Here is a 16,908-nt window from a genome sequence, read left to right as displayed (position 1 = left end):
CTGACCCTCCCCTTGAAGGGGAGGGAACCATTGGCCTCTCCTTCCCACAAGGGGCGCACAAACGAGTCAGATAATGTCTATGGAAAAAGATAAAGCAGGGCAAAACAGCGAAGTTCAGGCAGCCAAAGCCACTGAAGCCTCCGCCAAAGCAGCCACCAAGCCGCTCACCGACGTGCAGCTTTCCCGGGACACCAGGAATATTCCCATCAGCAAGGTCGGTGTGAAGGACATCTCCTACCCGATCGTGGTGATGGACAAGAATCACTCCTACCAGAGCACCGTGGCCAGGATCAACATGTACGTGGATCTTCCCCACCACTTCAAGGGGACCCACATGAGCCGCTTCGTCGAGATCCTCAACGCCTACCGTGAGCAGATCGCCCTCGACAAGATGGAGACCATCCTGGCCAAGATGAAGGAGAAACTCGGCGCCTCCTGCGCTCACCTCGAGATGGAGTTCCCCTACTTCATCGAGAAGAAGGCGCCGGTGTCGGGAGCGAAGAGCCTGATGGAGTACACCTGCACCTTCAGCGCCTCCCTCTCCGACACCTTCGACTTCGTGCTCGGCGTCAAGGTCCCGGTCACCTCGCTTTGCCCCTGCAGCAAGGAACTCTCCCGCTACGGCGCCCACAACCAGCGCTCCGTGATGACGGTGCAGATCCGCTACAACGATTTCATCTGGATCGAGGATCTCATCGAACTCATCGAAGGGTGCGGTTCCTCACCTGTATATTCGCTGTTGAAACGTGAGGACGAGAAGTTCGTCACCGAGCGCGCCTACGAGAACCCGCGCTTCGTGGAAGACATGGTGCGCGAGGCGACCGTCAGCCTGCTATCTCTCGAAAATATCACGTGGTTTTCGGTCGAGGCCGAGAACTTCGAATCCATCCACAAGCACTCCGCCTACGCCGCCATCGAGCGCTCCAAGGGGAATTAAGAGCTTCTAGTCAGAAGATTGACTGTGGATAAAGTTGTTAGTAACTCCGAAAACTGTGGACAACGCTACAATTTCGGCCCTAATTGGTCTCCTTTAAGATGATCCACCTAATGAACTCCGCACTGGCCATTTTCGCTAAGACCCCGACCCCTGGACAGGTTAAGACCCGCCTCTCTCCGCCGCTCACACCGCAGCAGGCCGCCGAGTTCTACCACCGCATGCTGGTCGATACCGTCACCCGAGTGCGGGTGCTGGGGGTGGAGTCGATCATCTTCCATCACGGCGACGCCGCCTTCTTCCGGGGTGCCTTTCCCGGGATGCGGCTGTTTCCCCAGGTAGGCGACTGCCTCGGCACGCGTCTCGAGAACGCCTTCGACGTCATGGCGGAGCTGGGATACCGGGAGCGGGTGGTGATCGGAACCGATGCACCCGATCTTCCCCTTCCTTTCATCGGGCAGGCCTTCGAGCTCCTCGCGGCCGGTGACGATGCCGTGTTCGGGCCGTCGGAGGATGGCGGCTACTACCTCGTGGGGATCCGGGAGGGGTACGGAACCCTGTTCAAGGAGGTCCCCTGGTCGGGGCCGCAGGTGCTCTCCACCAGCCTGCACCGGGCACACGAAAGCGGCCTGCGAGCCGGTCTCCTTCCCTCCTGGTACGACGTCGACAGCTTCGAAGACCTTGCCCGTCCTGGCCTCACCGACCTCGCCAACCAGGCGCCGCTGACCCGCGCCTTCATCAGGGAGTATGCCGGGCGCCGCCCGCTGGCTTCCACCTCCGCCTGAACTTCCGGCCATTGACATTGCCCCCGCAGCTGTTTTCATGGTAGAAGCGACATGAGCCTGCCAGGCTCGTCCCATTTTCCCCCGATCCAGGAATCATCCATGCCCCCATCGCCACTCAAGGTCCTCAGCGAGGTCTTCGGCTTTACCAGCTTCCGTTCCAGCCAGCAGGAGATCGTGGAAACGGTCCTCGCCGGCGGGAACGTCTTCGTGCTGATGCCGACCGGTGGCGGAAAGTCTCTCTGCTACCAGATTCCCGCCCTCTGCCTTCCCGGGACTGCGCTGGTGGTTTCGCCGCTCATCTCGCTCATGAAGGACCAGGTGGACGCCCTGCGGGAGAACGGCGTGGCTGCCGCCTGCTACAACTCGGCGCTGGGCGAAGCGGAGGCCAAGCGGGTGCTGGCGGAGTTCCATAGCGGCGAGCTGAAGCTTCTCTACGTCTCACCCGAACGGCTGGTGAGCGAGGGATTCCTCGAGAGGCTGAAGTCGGTCCAGGTTTCCCTCTTCGCCATCGACGAGGCGCACTGCGTCTCGCAGTGGGGACACGACTTCCGCCCGGAGTATGCGCAGCTCGGCCTCCTGCGCGAGGTATTCCCCCAGATCCCGGTGATCGCCCTCACCGCCACCGCCGACGCCCAGACGAGGAACGACATCCTCTGCCGCCTCGGGCTTGAAGACGCCATCTGCTACATCGCCGGATTCGATCGCCCCAACATCCGTTACCACGTGGTCGAGAAGAGCAAGCCCTTCACCCAGCTCATGAGTTTCCTCGGCAACCGCAGGGAGGAGGCGGGGATCGTCTACGCACTGTCCCGCAAGCGCGTGGAGGAGGTGGCCAAGAAGCTCGATGCGGCAGGGATCAAGGCGGCCGCGTACCACGCCGGCCTCCCCGACAAGGAGCGCCACCGGGTCCAGGAGGAGTTTCTCAAGGACGACATCCGGGTGGTGGTCGCCACCGTCGCTTTCGGGATGGGGATCGACAAGTCCAACGTCCGCTTCGTGGTCCACTACGACATGCCGAAAAGCATCGAGAGCTACTACCAGGAGACCGGGCGTGCCGGGCGCGACGGGCTCCCCGCCGATGCGCTCCTTCTCTTCGGCTACGGCGACATCGCCATCTCCCGTTCCCTCATCGAGAGCGGCGGCAACGAGGAGCAGACCCGGATCGAGCTGCACAAGCTGAACTGCATGGCCGCCTTCGCCGAGGCCCAGACCTGCCGACGCCGCGTCCTCTTAGGGTACTTCGGCGAACGGTTGGAGAAAGATTGCGGTAACTGCGACATCTGCGACAGTCCGCCGGAGCGTTTCGACGCCACCGAGGCGGCACGGAAGGCGCTCTCCTGCGTCTACCGCGTGGGGCAGCGTTTCGGGATGGGGCACGTGATCGATGTTCTGCGGGGCTCGCAGAACCAGCGGATGATGGAGCTCCACCACGACCGGCTCTCGACCTACGGGATCGGCAAGGACCTCTCCCAGGATGCCTGGGCGAACCTGATACGGCAGCTGATTCACCTGGGGTATGTGGAACAGGATGTGGGGAACTATTCGGTGCTGAAGCTGACCGAGCGGGCGCGGCCGCTGTTGCGGGGAGAGGAACGGCTGGAGCTCGCCAAGCCGCGGGACCCGCGGGTGGTGGAGAAGAAGACCAAGCCGAAGAAGACCACCTACGAGGAGGCACTCTTCCTGGAGCTGAAGGCTTTGCGGAAGGAGATCGCCACCGAGCAGCAGGTGCCGCCGTACGTGGTCTTTGCGGACGCGACGCTGGCGGCCATGGCGGCCAATCGCCCGAAGGACAAGTGGGAGATGCTGGAGATTTCCGGGGTTGGGCAGCACAAGCTCGCCAAGTATGGGGACGCCTTCCTGCGGGTCATCAGGGAGCATGCAGGTGGGACGCTGGAGGAGATCGGTAAGGAGGCTGCCGACGAGTAGGGGGGAGGGACCCGCTCTAATATTCCCTCACCCCTTCAGGGGAGAGGGGGAGACCCTATACATTCCCTCGCCCCTTTAGGGGAGAGGGGGAGGGGTGAGGGAGGTTTTAAAATCTTCCCTCACCCGGCCTTCGGCCACCCTCTCCCCCAAGGGGGCGAGGGGATACTTCAGGGAAGGCGCGGCCATCCTCTCCGACAAAGGGCGAGGGTTTATTTTCGGGGGCTGCGGCAGCCTCCCGACAAAAGGGGCGAGGGGGAGTGCGTTATTTCATCACTTCCATCTGGTATCCGGTGCCGGTCAGATGTTTCACCACTTCCTGGATGTGCTCCGCGCCCCTGGTTTCCAGCTCCACCAGCACCTCGGTTCTTCCGATGGGAAGCGATTCGGAGCGGCGGTCGTGGGTGATGATGGAGATGTTGGCGCGGGCGGCGGCGATTTCCGTGGAAAGCCTGGCCAGCGCACCCGGCACGTCGTCCAGCTCGACCTTCAGCTTCAGGTAGCGTCCCGCCGCCAAGAGACCCCGTTCCACCACCACCGCGATGGTCTTCACGTCGATGTTCCCGCCCGATAAAAGCGCCACCGTCTTCCCGGAGATCCGCTTCACCTTGTTGTTCAAGAGGGCGGCGAGCCCGACGGCGCCGGCCCCTTCCACCATCAGCTTGTTCCTCTCCAATAGCGACACGATGGCGAGAGCGATCTCCTCTTCCTCGACCAGCACCACCTCGTCCACCAAATCCTTGATGACCGGGAAGGTATTGACGCCGGCGGTCTTCACCGCGATACCGTCGGCGAGGCTCGCCCGGATCGGCACCGTGACCACCTTGCCGTTTTTCATCGCCTGCTGCATCGAGGGGGCCGCGGCCGACTCCACCCCGATCACCCTCACGTGCGGATGGGTCTCCTTGATGGCCTTGGCGATGCCGGCGATGAGGCCACCCCCCCCGATCGGCACCAGGACGTTGGCCAGGTCGGGAAGATCCTCAAGAAGCTCAAGCCCGATGGTTCCCTGACCCGCCATTACCAAGGGATCGTCGAACGGATGCACGAAACGGGCTCCTGTCCTCTCCGCCTCGCGGTACGCGGCAGCGCACGCCTCGTCGAAATTCTTCCCCTCCAGCACCACCTCGGCGCCGTAATCCCTGGTGGAGAAGACCTTCTGCGGCGGCGTGGTCTCCGGCATGTAGATCACCGACTTCACCCCGAGGAGATCGGCTGAGAAGGCGACCCCCTGGGCGTGGTTGCCTGCCGAGGCGGTGATCACCCCGCCGGCAAGCGCCGCCCGCGGCTGCGCGGTCATGAAGTTCATCGCGCCGCGGATCTTGAAGGCGCCGGTGCGCTGGAGGTTTTCGCATTTGAAGTAGAGGGGGAGGCCGAGCTTGTCGCTGAAATGCTGGGCATGGATCAACTCGGTCCGCCGCACCCTTTTCTTCAATCGGTGTGCGGCGTCGAGGATCAGGTTGTAATCGAGCATTGGTTACCGTCCGGGAGCAAGGGGCAGGCACCTTTCAACGAAGGGCCCGTTTCCCCCTTTAGTGGTGATGAAGGTCGTGATGATGGTCATGACCGCAGGCGCCATGGGGATGGTGGTGCGGGTGCGCGTGCGCCTGCGCGAGCGAAGAGGCGCGGGGGCGGTGGCGGAACTGCTTGATCGCCTGGGCATCGGTGCAGCGTACGCTCTCGACCTGGAGCGTGGTATGGGAGATGTGGAAGCGCTCGAAGAGCCGCTCCTCGATATTCCTGAGCATCTTGCCGTGCTCTCCCTTGAAGCTCGCCGGAACCACCACGTGGCCGGAGAGCGCGATGATGTGGGAGCAGATGGTCCAGATGTTGACGTGATGGACCTCCTCGACCCCGTCGACTTCCTTGATGGCGGCCGAGACCTGGTTCATGTCGACCCCCTTTGGTACCCCTTCCAAAAGGATGTGGACCGCCTCGCGGATGACCCTCCAGGAGCCCCAGAAGATCACGAAGCCGATACCGACCGAGATGATGGCGTCCAGGACGTACCAGTTGCTGAAGTACATGATGATGCCGCCGACGATGACGCCGACCGAGGCGGCCGCGTCGCCGATCATGTGGAGAAAGGCGCTCCTGACGTTGAGGTCGTCGTGGGAGTGCCCGTGCAGGGCGCCGGCGGCGAAGAGGTTCATGGCCAGGCCGACGGCGGCGATGATCATCATCGGGAGGCTCTTGATCTCCTCGGGGCGCACCATCCTTCCGAACGCCTCGTAGCAGATGATGCCGGCGATCAGGAAGACCGTGGTGCCGTTGATCAGCGAGGCGAAGACCTCGGTGCGGTGCCAGCCGAAGGTCCGGGTGTCACTGGCGGGGTAGGAGGCGAGCTTGATGGCCCCCAGCGACAACAGGAGGGCGAAGAGATCGAGGAAGACGTGGGCCGCATCGGAGAGGAGGGCCAGGGAGTTGGTCCACATGCCTCCGGCGAGCTCGGCCACCAGGGTCGCCCCGGTCAGCAGGATGGCGTACTTGAATCGTCCGGCAATGCTCTGGTCAAGATGAGTCTCGGCGTGCATGGCGAACCCCCCGGGAGCGGGCCTTCACCCGCCCCCGGCTTTGGTTTTCTAGAAGCTCAGCGCCGCCTTCAGCGTGTAGATCGGGCGCACCTCGTATTCCACCTCGGCGGTGATGCCGAAAAGCGGAAACGGGGAGATCTTCACCCCGGCGAAGCCGCGAGGCTGCCAGAATTTCTCGCTGCTCAGCGGGGCACCGCCGTTGACGGCCGGGGAATACTTCTGCAGGTCGCCGGTCGCCTTGCTCATGACGTACACGGCGCCCACCCCGGCATACGGGGTGAGGATGAAGAACCCTTTGCTGATGGAGGCGTCAATCCCTGCCGTCTGCAGGTCGAGATCCTTCACGCCGGCGAGCTTCGTGTAGGTGGCGCGGATGCCGAGGGCCGGGGTGATGGCGGAACCCTCGAGTATCGCCTTGCTGAGCTCGGCGCCGTACAGCTTGATGTTGGAATCGGGGACATAGGCGTAGGAGGCGCCGAGGTCAATGCCGAAGGGGAGACCTTTACGGGCGCGGATCTTCGGGATGAACAGGTACGAGGGGGCGTCGCCGTTGAAGGCCCGGTCCCAGTAGTTATTGCCGCCGGTCTTGATGTCAATGGCGGAAACCTCGACACCAACATCGAACCCCGTCAGTCCCAGCGGCTCGGCAGGAGCGACGTTTTTGTAGGAGATGGCACCGCCGGCCTCCTTGGAGAGACTCTTGAATTCGCCCTGAGTCAGTCCACTGGTGAAGTTGATGCTGGCAGCCATCGCCTGCGAAGCTATCAGCGCCAGACCTACTGTCAGAAAGATTATTTTTTTCACATGTCCCCCCATCTCATTATAGTGCCTATGACTTCGATATTAACAGAGGTCCCCATTCCGGTCAACGAGTTACGGGGTTTGCCGCCTTGCCATTTTATGTATATACTGATATCTTTCGCCCAAAAGAACATCTGGAGGTCCAGCTAATGGATGTGGTTCACCATCGATTGATAGTTCTCGGTTCGGGACCCGCAGGATACACTGCCGCCGTGTATGCCGCGCGCGCCAACCTTAACCCGGTGCTGATCACCGGATTGCAGCAGGGTGGGCAGTTGATGACCACCACCGAAGTCGACAACTGGCCGGGCGACCCGGAAGGGGTGCAGGGCCCGGACCTCATGTTCCGCATGTTCCAGCACGCCGAGCGCTTCGGGACCCAGATCATCAACGATCATATCAACAAGGCCGATCTCAAGAACCGCCCGTTCGTACTGGAAGGGGACAACGGGACCTACAGCTGCGACGCGCTCATCATCGCCACCGGGGCCTCGGCCCGCTACCTCGGCCTCCCCTCCGAGCAGGCCTTCAAGGGGAAAGGCGTTTCCGCCTGCGCGACCTGTGACGGGTTTTTCTACCGGGGCAAGCCGGTGGCCGTCATCGGCGGCGGGAGCACCGCCGTGGAAGAGGCGCTCTACCTCTCCCATATCGCAAGCCACGTAACCGTCGTCCACAGAAGGGACAAGTTCCGCGCTGAAAAGATCCTGGCCGACCGGCTGATCGAGAAGACCAAGTGCGGAAACGTGACCATCGAGTGGAACCAGAACCTCGACGAAGTGCTCGGAGACGAGTCCGGGGTGACCGGGATCAGGATCCGCCACGCCTCCGGCTCCGACAAGATCATCCCGGTCCACGGCTGCTTCATCGCCATCGGTCATACCCCCAACACCACTCTCTTTGACGGACAGCTGGAGATGGACGAGGGGTACATCAGGACCCAGTGCGGCAACGAAGGAAACGTCACCGCCACGAGCATCCCCGGCGTCTTCGCCGCGGGCGACGTGCAGGACAGGATGTACAAGCAGGCGATCACCTCCGCGGGGACCGGATGCATGGCGGCACTCGACGCCGAGCGTTACCTTGATATGCTGAAGTAGTGCAGTGAGGCAGTAAAGTCCCCCCTGGTTCCACCGGGAGGTGTCATGCTCGCCAAGGTACTCTCCAGCGCCGTCGTCGGAATCGATGCCATCCTGATCGACGTCGAGGTGGACATCGCCCAGGGGCTCCCGCAGCTCGCCACCGTAGGACTCCCCGAGGGGGCGGTCAAGGAAAGCAAGGACCGCGTCAAGGCCGCCCTCAAGAACTCCGGATACGACTTCCCCAACCGCAAGATCACCGTGAACCTCGCCCCCGCCGACGTCAAGAAGGAGGGGGCGTCGTTCGATCTCCCCATGTCCATCGGCATACTGGCCGCCACCGCCGTGGTGAAGCCGACCCGTTTGAAGGAGTACCTTCTTTTGGGGGAGCTTTCGCTGGACGGCGGGGTGAAGCCGGTGCGGGGCTGCCTCTCGGTCGCGGTCGCGGCGCGGGAGGCCGGGCTCACCGGGGTCATCATCCCCACCGAGAACGTGAGCGAGGCGGGGGTGGTGGAGGGGGTCGAGGTGCTCGGGGTGAGCGAGCTCTCCCAGGTGGTGGATTTCCTGAACGGCTCCCTCGAGATCACTCCCTACAGCGCCGACATTGCCGCGCTCCTCACCGAGTCCTCCGAGGTGGGGGACGATTTCAGCGAGGTGAAGGGGCAGGAGCACGCCAAGCGCGCCCTGGAGGTCGCGGCGGCGGGGAGCCACAACCTCCTGATGATCGGCCCGCCGGGCTCCGGGAAGACCATGCTGGCCCGGCGGATTCCCTCCATTCTCCCTCCCATGCTGTTCGAGGAGGCCATCGAGACCACCAAGGTCTACAGCGTGATGGGGCTACTCGAGCGCGATCACGCCCTCATCACCACCCGCCCCTTCCGCTCCCCACATCACACCATCTCCGACGTCGGGCTGATCGGCGGCAGCAACACACCCAAACCCGGCGAGGTATCCCTCTCCCACAACGGCGTCCTCTTCCTCGACGAGCTCCCGGAATTCAAGAAGCACGTCATCGAGGTGCTCCGCCAGCCGATGGAGGACGGCCGGGTCACCATCTCCCGCGCCCTCTCCTCGGTCACCTATCCCTCGAGAATCATGCTGGTCGCCGCCATGAACCCGTGCCCCTGCGGCTACCTGGGGGACACGGTGCACCAGTGTTCGTGCACCCCGTTGATGGTCCACCGGTACCGTTCCCGGATCTCCGGGCCGCTTCTGGACCGGATCGACATCCACATCGAGGTCCCGGCCGTGAAGTACCGGGACCTGGCCGACCGGGGGGAGAGCGAGAGCTCCTCCGCCATCGCCGCGCGGGTGGCGGCCTCGCGCGAGGTGCAGAAGGAGCGCTTCAAGGGGACGCGGGTCCGCTGCAACGCCCAGATGACCGCCCGCATGATCCGCAAATTCTGCGAACCCGACGCCGCCGGCAACCGCATGCTCGAGATGGTTACCGACCGTCTCGGCCTCTCCGCGAGGAGCTTCACGAGGATCCTCAAGGTAGCCCGCACCATCGCCGACCTCGACGGCGCCGCCACCATCAACGAGCAGCACGTCTCCGAAGCGATCCAGTACCGAAGCCTGGATAGAAAGCCCAGCTAACGGAACGGGGCGGGGCCTGCTTAAACAAAAGCAGCTCCGCTTTTGCTTAAGTGAGGTCGTAGTTAACAAAAGTACGACCGCATTTAAGAAAAGTGACTCCGCATTTAAATAAATCACACACCTCATTAGACGAATTGGGGCCTTGCCCAGGCAAATGTGAGACCAAAAGGGGCTTCGATACCTCTTCGTCAACAAAATAAAGGAGCCGATAGAGAAAAATAGGGCATCCGGGAGAAAAAAAGAGGAGCGAAGGAGGGGGGCGAGGGGGCTTTTCATACTTATGAAGAGGTCGTTTAAGAAAAAGCATACCTACTTTATTTAAAAGCAGACCTTACTTTAGTTAAGGTAGACCCTACATTAGAAAAAGCAGCTTTCACACTAAAATATCGAACCCCGTATCGGCAAAGGCGGGCTGTCATTTTTCTCCGGCAGGCATCAGGATACCTGGGGTGTCCCGCGAATACGGAGAAGGATTGGGGATGTGGGAAAAAGGACTTACACGGACCGTGTAAGTCCTTTTCTTTTATGCGTCGGCCCACAGAGGCCGGCGCCGGGTGGGGCTGCACTAGTGGTAGTGCAGCCCCAGGTACGGAAGGGGTAGAGCCGTTCGGCCAGTTGGGATACCGCAGCTGAAAGTTGCGGGGAAACTTTAAAGTGAAAAAATATTAATCACTATCCCGTCTGAGGGTTTGGAGGAGGAGTATGAGCGACCTCACTGTCGACGCCCTGTTCCGTCATGCTTTTCTCTTCCGGGAAGCCTTGGTGAGAAGCGCAAGGAAGGGAGTGTCATTGCCCACACTCCGGGACTTTCCCCGCGGGTCCTGCGCGGATGCTTCCCTGCTGCTGGCCAAGCATCTCCAGGAGAAGGGATGGGGGGCGGCGTTCCTGGTGGTGGGAGAACGCCGGGGACAGAGACACGCGTGGCTCGGGTTGCTGGACGTGATTATCGACATCACGGCGGATCAGTTCGAGGACCAGCCATGTACCGTCATCGTCAGCACCGAGAGCTCGTGGCATTCCACTTTCAACGGCCAGGTCAGCGGCGTCGCCGATTTCTGTCTGTACGCCCCGGCTTCCGCTTTCGCCCTGGCCGCGGCGTACGAGGCGATCACAGGCGCAATGGCTGGAATAGCAGGATGTGAGGACGCCGGAAGGGGGGAGGAGGTGGTGAAAGAGGAAGCCGCCCCCCTCAGTGGAGGAAAATAAATTGTCCCGGGTTTATGACTACGCTGCATGACCGTCGTGCCTTTTGCCGTGCAACAGCGACGCCGTGACGGCTGCGGCGAGCGATACGAAAATGACGGCCAGTGACCAAGGGGTCGATATCTCCCAGCCACCGGCTCCCGCCATCATCTTCCCTCCCACAAAGACCAGTACGAACGCGATCGCGTACTTGAGGTACACGAACATCCCCATGACCCCGGCCAGGAGAAAGTAGAGCGACCTGAGCCCCATGATCGCGAAGATGTTGGAGGTGATCACCACGAACGGGTCGAGCGAGATCGCCAGTACGGCCGGTATGGAGTCGAGGGCGAAGATCAGGTCGCTCCACTCCACCATGACCAGGGCCACCAGCAAGGGGCTCGCCACCAAGGTTCCCCGGCGGCGGGTGATGAACCAGTCTCCCCGGGTCCTTTTGGTCACCGGGAGCATCCTGCGCACCGCCCGCACCACGAAGTTACTCTCCGGCGCGGTATCGTTCTTGCCGCCGAAGGCCATCTTGATCCCGGTCACCACCAAGAGGCCCCCGAACAGGTAGAACAGCAAGTGGAAGCGCTCCAAAAGCTGGATGCCCGCCAGGATGAAGACGATCCGCATGATGAGCGCGCCGATGATCCCCCACTTCAGAACCCGGGCCTGCTGCTCTCCCCGGACCCCGAAGTAGGAGAAGATCATGATGAAGACGAAGAGGTTATCCACCGACAGCGACTTCTCGATCACGTACCCGGTGAAGAACTCGAGCGCCCTGGCGCTTCCCATCGTGAAGTAGATGGCCACGCCGAAGAGGAGGGCGAGGGTGATCCAGACGGCGCTCCAGGCCCCGGCCTCCTTGAGGGAGACGTGGTGGCTCTTCCGGTTGAGCCCGAGATCGATCAGGAGCATGACGCCGAAAACGACGGCGAAGACGATCCACATGGTGGCGGTAACGGTCATCGCGGGACTCTCCTTTTACCTGCCGTTTCCTCTGGCCATCGCTTCCAGCCGTGCGATCCGCTCCTCCATGGGTGGGTGGGTCGAGAAGAGGTTGAGAAGGCTCCCCCCGGTGAGCGGGCTGACGATGAAGAGGTGGGCGGTTGCCGGACGCGCCTCTTCCATGGGGATCATGTGGGAGGCGTTGTGGAGCTTGGCCAGTGCCCTGGCCAAGGCCAGCGGGTGGCCGCAGATCCGTGCCCCGGTCTCGTCGGCCAGGTACTCGCGCGAACGCGATACCGCCATCTGGATCAGCATGGCGGCGATGGGGGCGATGATCGCCATCGCCAGGGAACCCACGATCCCGCCTCCATGATCTTCGTCATCGTGGCGCCCAGCACCGAGGATGGCACCCCACTGGAGCATGTTGCCGAGCATGGAGATCGCTCCGGCGAAGGTGGCGGCGATGGTCCCTATCAGGATGTCACGGTTTTGCACGTGGGCAAGCTCGTGGGCCATGACCCCTTCCAGCTCCTCGAGGGAGAGGATGCGCAGTATCCCTTCGGTCGCAGCCACCACGGCGTGGGAGGGGTTGCGGCCGGTGGCGAAGGCGTTGGGACTCTCGGTCGGGATGATGTAGACGCGCGGCATCGGGAGGTTCGCCTTGGCGGCCAGCCGGCGCACCATCCCGTAGAAGGCGGGATGATCCTGCTCATGGATTTCCTGCGCACCGTACATGGCGAGGACGATCCGGTCGGAAAACCAGTAGGAGAAGAAGTTCATGGCCGCCGCCATGAAGAAGGCGAAGACCATGCCGGTCTTGCCGCCGATGGCGCTTCCCATGAGCACAATCACCACGGTGAGGAGGGAGAGGAGAAGGGCAGTCTTGAGTCTGTTCATGATGTACCTCCGACGATAGATTTTTCGCCGGGGGTATAAAAAAAGACCTTTACCCCCGGCATGGTTGCCTGGAATAAAGGTCTTGTTGGCAGAAAATCTGCCCCGGTCCCGGGCCTTAACGGCCGTATTGACGAGATCCGGGTCGGCCTTTTGGGGTGGCCGATAACTACTCCCCTTTACTTGGCCATACTATAAGCAAGGACACGGTCTCTGTCAAGCTGTTGCATAAGAGAGCCTGCCGGATAAGCCATCACTCTGAGCCAAGGGGGGATGACTGTACGGTCACCGGGGTGACTGTCCCTGAAAGTGAAGCAGCCAAGGGAGCGCCAGATGGCGGTTACCTGTGAGAGTCCCTCCTAGTACCGCTCGAAATGCTCGTCGCCCGGGCCAAGGTCGAGGTCGGTTCCGACGGCTCGTTGAACCGGCGCCGCTTTGGGCTGCGGGGCCGCTTTGGCCTTGGTCAGGCGGGGAATGCTCTTTTTGGGCGGCACCGGGCCGCGTTCACCGTGGTCGTTGAGCTTGAAGAAGCCGATGGTGCCCTGCAACTGTTCGGACTGGGAGGCGAGCTCCTCGGCGGTGGATGACATCTCCTCGGAGGCGCCGGCGTTTTGCTGGATGACCTGGTCAAGCTGCTGGATGGCCTTGTTGATCTGGATGGCGCCGGAGTCCTGCTCGCGGCAGGAGGCGCTGATCTCCTGGACCAGTTCGGCGGTGCGCTGGATGTCCGGCACCATCCGGGTCAGGAGCTCACCGGCCTTGACCGCGATGTCGACGCTGTTCGATGAGAGGTCGGAGATCTCGGCGGCGGCCTTCTGGCTCCGCTCGGCGAGCTTTCTCACCTCGCTCGCCACCACGGCGAAACCCTTGCCGTGCTCGCCGGCGCGGGCGGCCTCGATGGCGGCGTTCAACGCGAGGAGGTTGGTCTGGCGCGCGATCTCCTCGATGATGTTGATCTTGGCGGCGATCTCCTTCATGGCCACCACGGTGGCCTCCACCGCCTTCCCGCCTTCCCGGGCGTCGGCGGCCGATTTAATGGCAATCTTCTCGGTCTGCATCGCGTTGTCGGCGTTCTGGCGGATATTGGCCCCCATCTCTTCCATGCTGGAGGAGACCTCCTCGGCGGCTGACGCCTGTTCGGTCGCCCCCTGGGAAAGTTCCTCGGACCCGGAGGAAAGCTGCTGGCTTCCGGCGGCCACGTTGTCGGTCGCCACCTTCACCTCGCCGACGATCTCCTTGAGTTTCTCCACCATGAAGTTCATCGCCGCCACCAGTTTTCCCACCTCGTCGTTTTGGTGGAGGTCGATCTTCTGGGTCAGGTCCCCTCCGGCGATGGCTGCGGCGAACTCCACCCCCTTCTTGAGAGGTGCGCTGATGGCGCGCGCGATGAGGATCCCCAGCCCGACAGCCAGCACGGCACCGGCCAGCACCATGATGAAGGTGAACCTGATGGCTTCGTTGCCGTTTCGGATGTTGGAGTCGTTTTTCTCCTTCGCGTGACCGACCTGGAGATCGGCCAGCGCCTGTATCGCCACGTCGCCCTCCTTGGCGATCTCGACGTTCTCGGGAGTGCGGAGCACCGCCAGTGCCTGGTCGGATTTACCAGCCATGCAGAATTCCGATACTTTTTGCCAGACCGGGTCGAACTTGGCCAGCGCCCGGCGGACCTCCTCGACCCCCTTTCTGGTCTCGGGGGAGCCTGCTCCTTCGTGGACGAGCTTCAGCGAGTCGTCGATTTTCTTGTCCAGTTCCTTGATGACGGCGAGGTGCTTGTTCCGCTCCTCGGCGGTCCGGTCCAGTACCAGGTCGCGGAGGTTTCCGCGCTGCCTCTGGAAGTAGGTCGATACATCGAGCAGGTCCCCCAACGGCTTAGTGTCCCTGACGTAGAGTTCCTCGCCGGTTGCCTCCAACCCTTTCAACTTGCTGATGCTGATGAAGCCGATCACTCCCGAGATCAGGGTGATCAGGATGAATGACGACAAAAGCTTTACCGCGACCTGCATATTCTGAAACATTCGCATGTTTGTTCTCCTCGCTATGGTGCAGCTGCCGAATCTCGGGGTGTCCAACAACCGAAAGGGGGGGCGCGGGAGGCGTGCTGGCCTGGCGGTGGTGCACTTGGCGGGAGGACCGCGGAGGAGAGACCGCCGGCCACAGGGGGGATGGGAGCCGGTGACGGGGAACGGACCACCGCCGGGCCGGCGGCCGAGATCGCGGGGCGGGCGTTTTCCTGCAGCTGGGCACCGGCGCTTTCCTGGCTGAAAATCGCCCGTGGTCCCATTGCCCGGTGATGATTCTTCGAGCAAAGCTCGGGTACGCGCATCCCCAGGAATGCGAGGACGATTGACAGCAGGATTATCGTGAAGGCCGCACGGTGTTTCGGCGGAACCGTCCACTCTGGGGAATCGGAACAGGTATAGAGCATGACGCCTTTTCGGTACGTTACGGTAGTTGCCCTACCACTATCGGCGCCGACAGGTATCGCTTAAGTAAGAATGCTGTTAGAGGTCAGTCATTCTCCATGGATGGAGGGGAGGGAGGGGGGAATTCCTTATTTCTTGTGACAGCCGTCACACATGGTGGGAGCTTGGAAGCTCGCGTCGAGGGAGTCGTGGCAGCCGAGGCAGAACTTGTGGGCGAAGGCTTTGCCGGATTCGGCAATCGAGGGGAGGTTGTCGTGGCAGGTGGCACATTGGGTAATGGGCTGGTGCCGGTCGTGATTGAAGGTCACCTCGCCGTTTTGAGCGGGAAAGCGAATGGGGCCCATTGAGGTGGTGGCCGATCTTTTTAAAATATCTGCCCGGGCGCCTGCGGTAATAGCGCAAACGAGAAGTGCTGCCAGGATAGCCGCTCTCATGCTCATTCCCCTCCTCGAATAAATCTCATTGGACCCCGCTCTTCTGTCGGGGCAACCATAGCACGGAGAGCGCTGGCCTTCAATGTCAATCATCTCCTTCGCTCTCCCGGTGAGCGCTGAAAACTCTTGGGTTCTCCCGTCAGTTATGCTACGGAAGGGCTAGTGCTTAATGAGGGCCGCGGCGCGGAACAACGGGAGTCGGGTGGCTTATGGATAGCAAGGTGAGTGCCGGAAGCTGTGTCTTGGCAGGATTCGTTACCTTGATGGTGGCCATGGGGATCGGGCGGTTTCTCTACACACCGCTGCTCCCGATCATGCTGACCGAGTACGGGATGAGGACCGATCAGGCCGGGCTTCTCGCCTCGCTCAACTACATCGGGTACCTGGTCGGTGCCTTTTCCGCCGGCCCGCTCTCCCACCGGTTCCGGGAATACCGGGTGCTGGCCGTCGGCCTGGTCCTCTCCTGTCTCACCACGGCCGCTACCGGCATCACGAAGGATTTCGGCTGGGTCTCCGCGGCCAGGCTCATGGCCGGCGCCGCCAGCGGCCTCGCCTTCGTGGCGGGTTCCGGCATGGTGTTGGTCGTGATGGCGCGGGAAGGGAAGGAGCGCCTGGCCGGCCTCTACTACGGCGGCGTCGGCGCCGGCATCGTGGCGACCGGCCTCGCGGCCTTGCCGGCTGCACGGCTGGTGGGAGCCGCCGGCACCTGGGAGCTGTTCGGAGCGGTCGCCGCCCTCCTCTCGGCACTGGTGCTCTTCCTGCTGAGACAGGAAGGGGGGAAGCGAAAGGAGGTGGCGGTGGCCAAGGCGGATCTCCCCCGCTCGCCCGCCTTTCTCCGCCTGGTGATCGCCTACGGCCTGGAAGGGTTCGGCTACATCATCACCGGGACCTTCATGGTGGCGGCGGCCAATGCCACCGTAGGACCCACCGGGGCTAACCTGGCCTGGGTGGTGGCGGGGTGTGCGGCGCTCCCCTCCGCCTTTCTCTGGTCGCTGGCGGCCCACCGGTGGGGGCGCCTGAAGCCCCTGGTGGTCGCCTTTTTCCTTCAGGCCGCCGGCGTCATCCTCCCGGCGCTATCCCCCGGTGCCGTTCCCCTCTTTGCCGGGGCCATTCTCTTCGGCGCCACCTTCATGGGAATCGTCACCCTTGCCCTCTCCGAGGGAGCCTCGTTCGCCCCGACCGCCCGCTCCCGCGTGGTTGGGCTGATGACCGGGATCTACGGCATCGGTCAGATCGTGGGACCATCCCTGGCCGGCCACTTCACCGCGGCCACCGGTTCGTACCTCTGGGCCCTTTCCATCGCCTCGGCCGCCGTGGCGCTGGCCGGAATCCTGCTTCTTGCCGACGCCTTAGCGGAACGGTGAGGCCTCGATCG

At 62.5% G+C, this 16,908-nt stretch carries 14 protein-coding genes; 7 read left to right on the top strand and 7 right to left on the bottom strand.

Features of this window, described 5'->3' with window-relative positions; genetic code table 11:
- Nucleotides 1–79: 79 nt before the first annotated feature.
- From folE2 to recQ, 3 genes are all read left to right on the top strand, one after another.
- On the top strand, nt 80–937 hold the full coding sequence (gene folE2 / locus ACYVL5_RS01015; protein WP_460593683.1) for a GTP cyclohydrolase FolE2: 858 nt from the start codon (nt 80–82) through the stop codon (nt 935–937).
- Nucleotides 938–1,047: 110 nt separating this feature from the next.
- The gene (locus ACYVL5_RS01010) at nt 1,048–1,719 is read left to right on the top strand and encodes a TIGR04282 family arsenosugar biosynthesis glycosyltransferase (protein ID WP_460593682.1); all 672 of its coding nucleotides are present in this window, start codon (nt 1,048–1,050) and stop codon (nt 1,717–1,719) included.
- A 99-nt stretch (nt 1,720–1,818) separates the two neighbouring features.
- On the top strand, nt 1,819–3,645 hold the full coding sequence (gene recQ, locus ACYVL5_RS01005) for a DNA helicase RecQ (protein ID WP_460593681.1): 1,827 nt from the start codon (nt 1,819–1,821) through the stop codon (nt 3,643–3,645).
- Between the two features lie 262 nt (nt 3,646–3,907).
- On the opposite strand, the gene ilvA is transcribed toward recQ, so the two are convergent.
- From ilvA to ACYVL5_RS00990, 3 genes are read right to left on the bottom strand one after another with little or no spacing between them, the layout of a single operon-like run.
- The gene (gene ilvA / locus ACYVL5_RS01000) at nt 3,908–5,116 is read right to left on the bottom strand and encodes a threonine ammonia-lyase (RefSeq protein ID WP_460593680.1); all 1,209 of its coding nucleotides are present in this window, start codon (nt 5,114–5,116) and stop codon (nt 3,908–3,910) included.
- 58 nt (nt 5,117–5,174) lie between these two features.
- Nucleotides 5,175–6,176: a cation diffusion facilitator family transporter gene (locus ACYVL5_RS00995; protein WP_460593679.1), complete on the bottom strand. Its 1,002-nt coding sequence runs from the start codon at nt 6,174–6,176 to the stop codon at nt 5,175–5,177.
- Nucleotides 6,177–6,224: 48 nt separating this feature from the next.
- Entirely contained in the window at nt 6,225–6,980 is a 756-nt protein-coding gene (locus tag ACYVL5_RS00990) for a hypothetical protein (protein WP_460593678.1), read from the bottom strand.
- A gap of 146 nt (nt 6,981–7,126) precedes the next feature.
- Between ACYVL5_RS00990 and trxB the strand changes: the two genes are divergently transcribed.
- From trxB to ACYVL5_RS00975, 3 genes are all read left to right on the top strand, one after another.
- The gene (trxB, locus tag ACYVL5_RS00985) at nt 7,127–8,074 is read left to right on the top strand and encodes a thioredoxin-disulfide reductase (protein WP_460593677.1); all 948 of its coding nucleotides are present in this window, start codon (nt 7,127–7,129) and stop codon (nt 8,072–8,074) included.
- A gap of 45 nt (nt 8,075–8,119) precedes the next feature.
- Nucleotides 8,120–9,649, top strand: coding sequence for a YifB family Mg chelatase-like AAA ATPase (locus ACYVL5_RS00980; protein ID WP_460593676.1), 1,530 nt, complete (start codon nt 8,120–8,122; stop codon nt 9,647–9,649).
- A 702-nt stretch (nt 9,650–10,351) separates the two neighbouring features.
- Nucleotides 10,352–10,855 carry a hypothetical protein gene (locus tag ACYVL5_RS00975; RefSeq protein ID WP_460593675.1) on the top strand — a complete coding sequence of 168 codons (504 nt, stop codon included), beginning with the start codon at nt 10,352–10,354 and terminating at the stop codon, nt 10,853–10,855.
- Nucleotides 10,856–10,873: 18 nt separating this feature from the next.
- Here ACYVL5_RS00975 and ACYVL5_RS00970 read toward each other — a convergent pair whose 3' ends face one another.
- The 4 genes from ACYVL5_RS00970 to ACYVL5_RS00955 form a co-directional block, all read right to left on the bottom strand.
- Nucleotides 10,874–11,803, bottom strand: a complete 930-nt coding sequence (locus ACYVL5_RS00970) for a TerC family protein (protein WP_460593674.1) — start codon at nt 11,801–11,803, stop codon at nt 10,874–10,876.
- Between the two features lie 15 nt (nt 11,804–11,818).
- Nucleotides 11,819–12,679 carry a zinc metalloprotease HtpX gene (htpX, locus tag ACYVL5_RS00965; RefSeq protein ID WP_460593673.1) on the bottom strand — a complete coding sequence of 287 codons (861 nt, stop codon included), beginning with the start codon at nt 12,677–12,679 and terminating at the stop codon, nt 11,819–11,821.
- Between the two features lie 356 nt (nt 12,680–13,035).
- On the bottom strand, nt 13,036–14,697 hold the full coding sequence (locus ACYVL5_RS00960; protein WP_460593672.1) for a HAMP domain-containing methyl-accepting chemotaxis protein: 1,662 nt from the start codon (nt 14,695–14,697) through the stop codon (nt 13,036–13,038).
- 530 nt (nt 14,698–15,227) lie between these two features.
- Nucleotides 15,228–15,533 carry a cytochrome c3 family protein gene (locus ACYVL5_RS00955; RefSeq protein ID WP_460593671.1) on the bottom strand — a complete coding sequence of 102 codons (306 nt, stop codon included), beginning with the start codon at nt 15,531–15,533 and terminating at the stop codon, nt 15,228–15,230.
- Nucleotides 15,534–15,775: 242 nt separating this feature from the next.
- Here ACYVL5_RS00955 and ACYVL5_RS00950 point away from each other — a divergent pair, with 242 nt between their 5' ends.
- Nucleotides 15,776–16,897 (top strand): YbfB/YjiJ family MFS transporter, encoded by a 1,122-nt coding sequence (locus ACYVL5_RS00950; RefSeq protein WP_460593670.1) that lies wholly within the window; start codon nt 15,776–15,778, stop codon nt 16,895–16,897.
- Nucleotides 16,898–16,908 lie beyond the last annotated feature (11 nt).

The organism is Geomonas sp. Red276 (genome assembly GCF_054784495.1).
The sequence above is the reverse complement of the archived record's forward strand: the minus strand, read 5'-3'. Positions and strand labels throughout refer to the sequence as shown.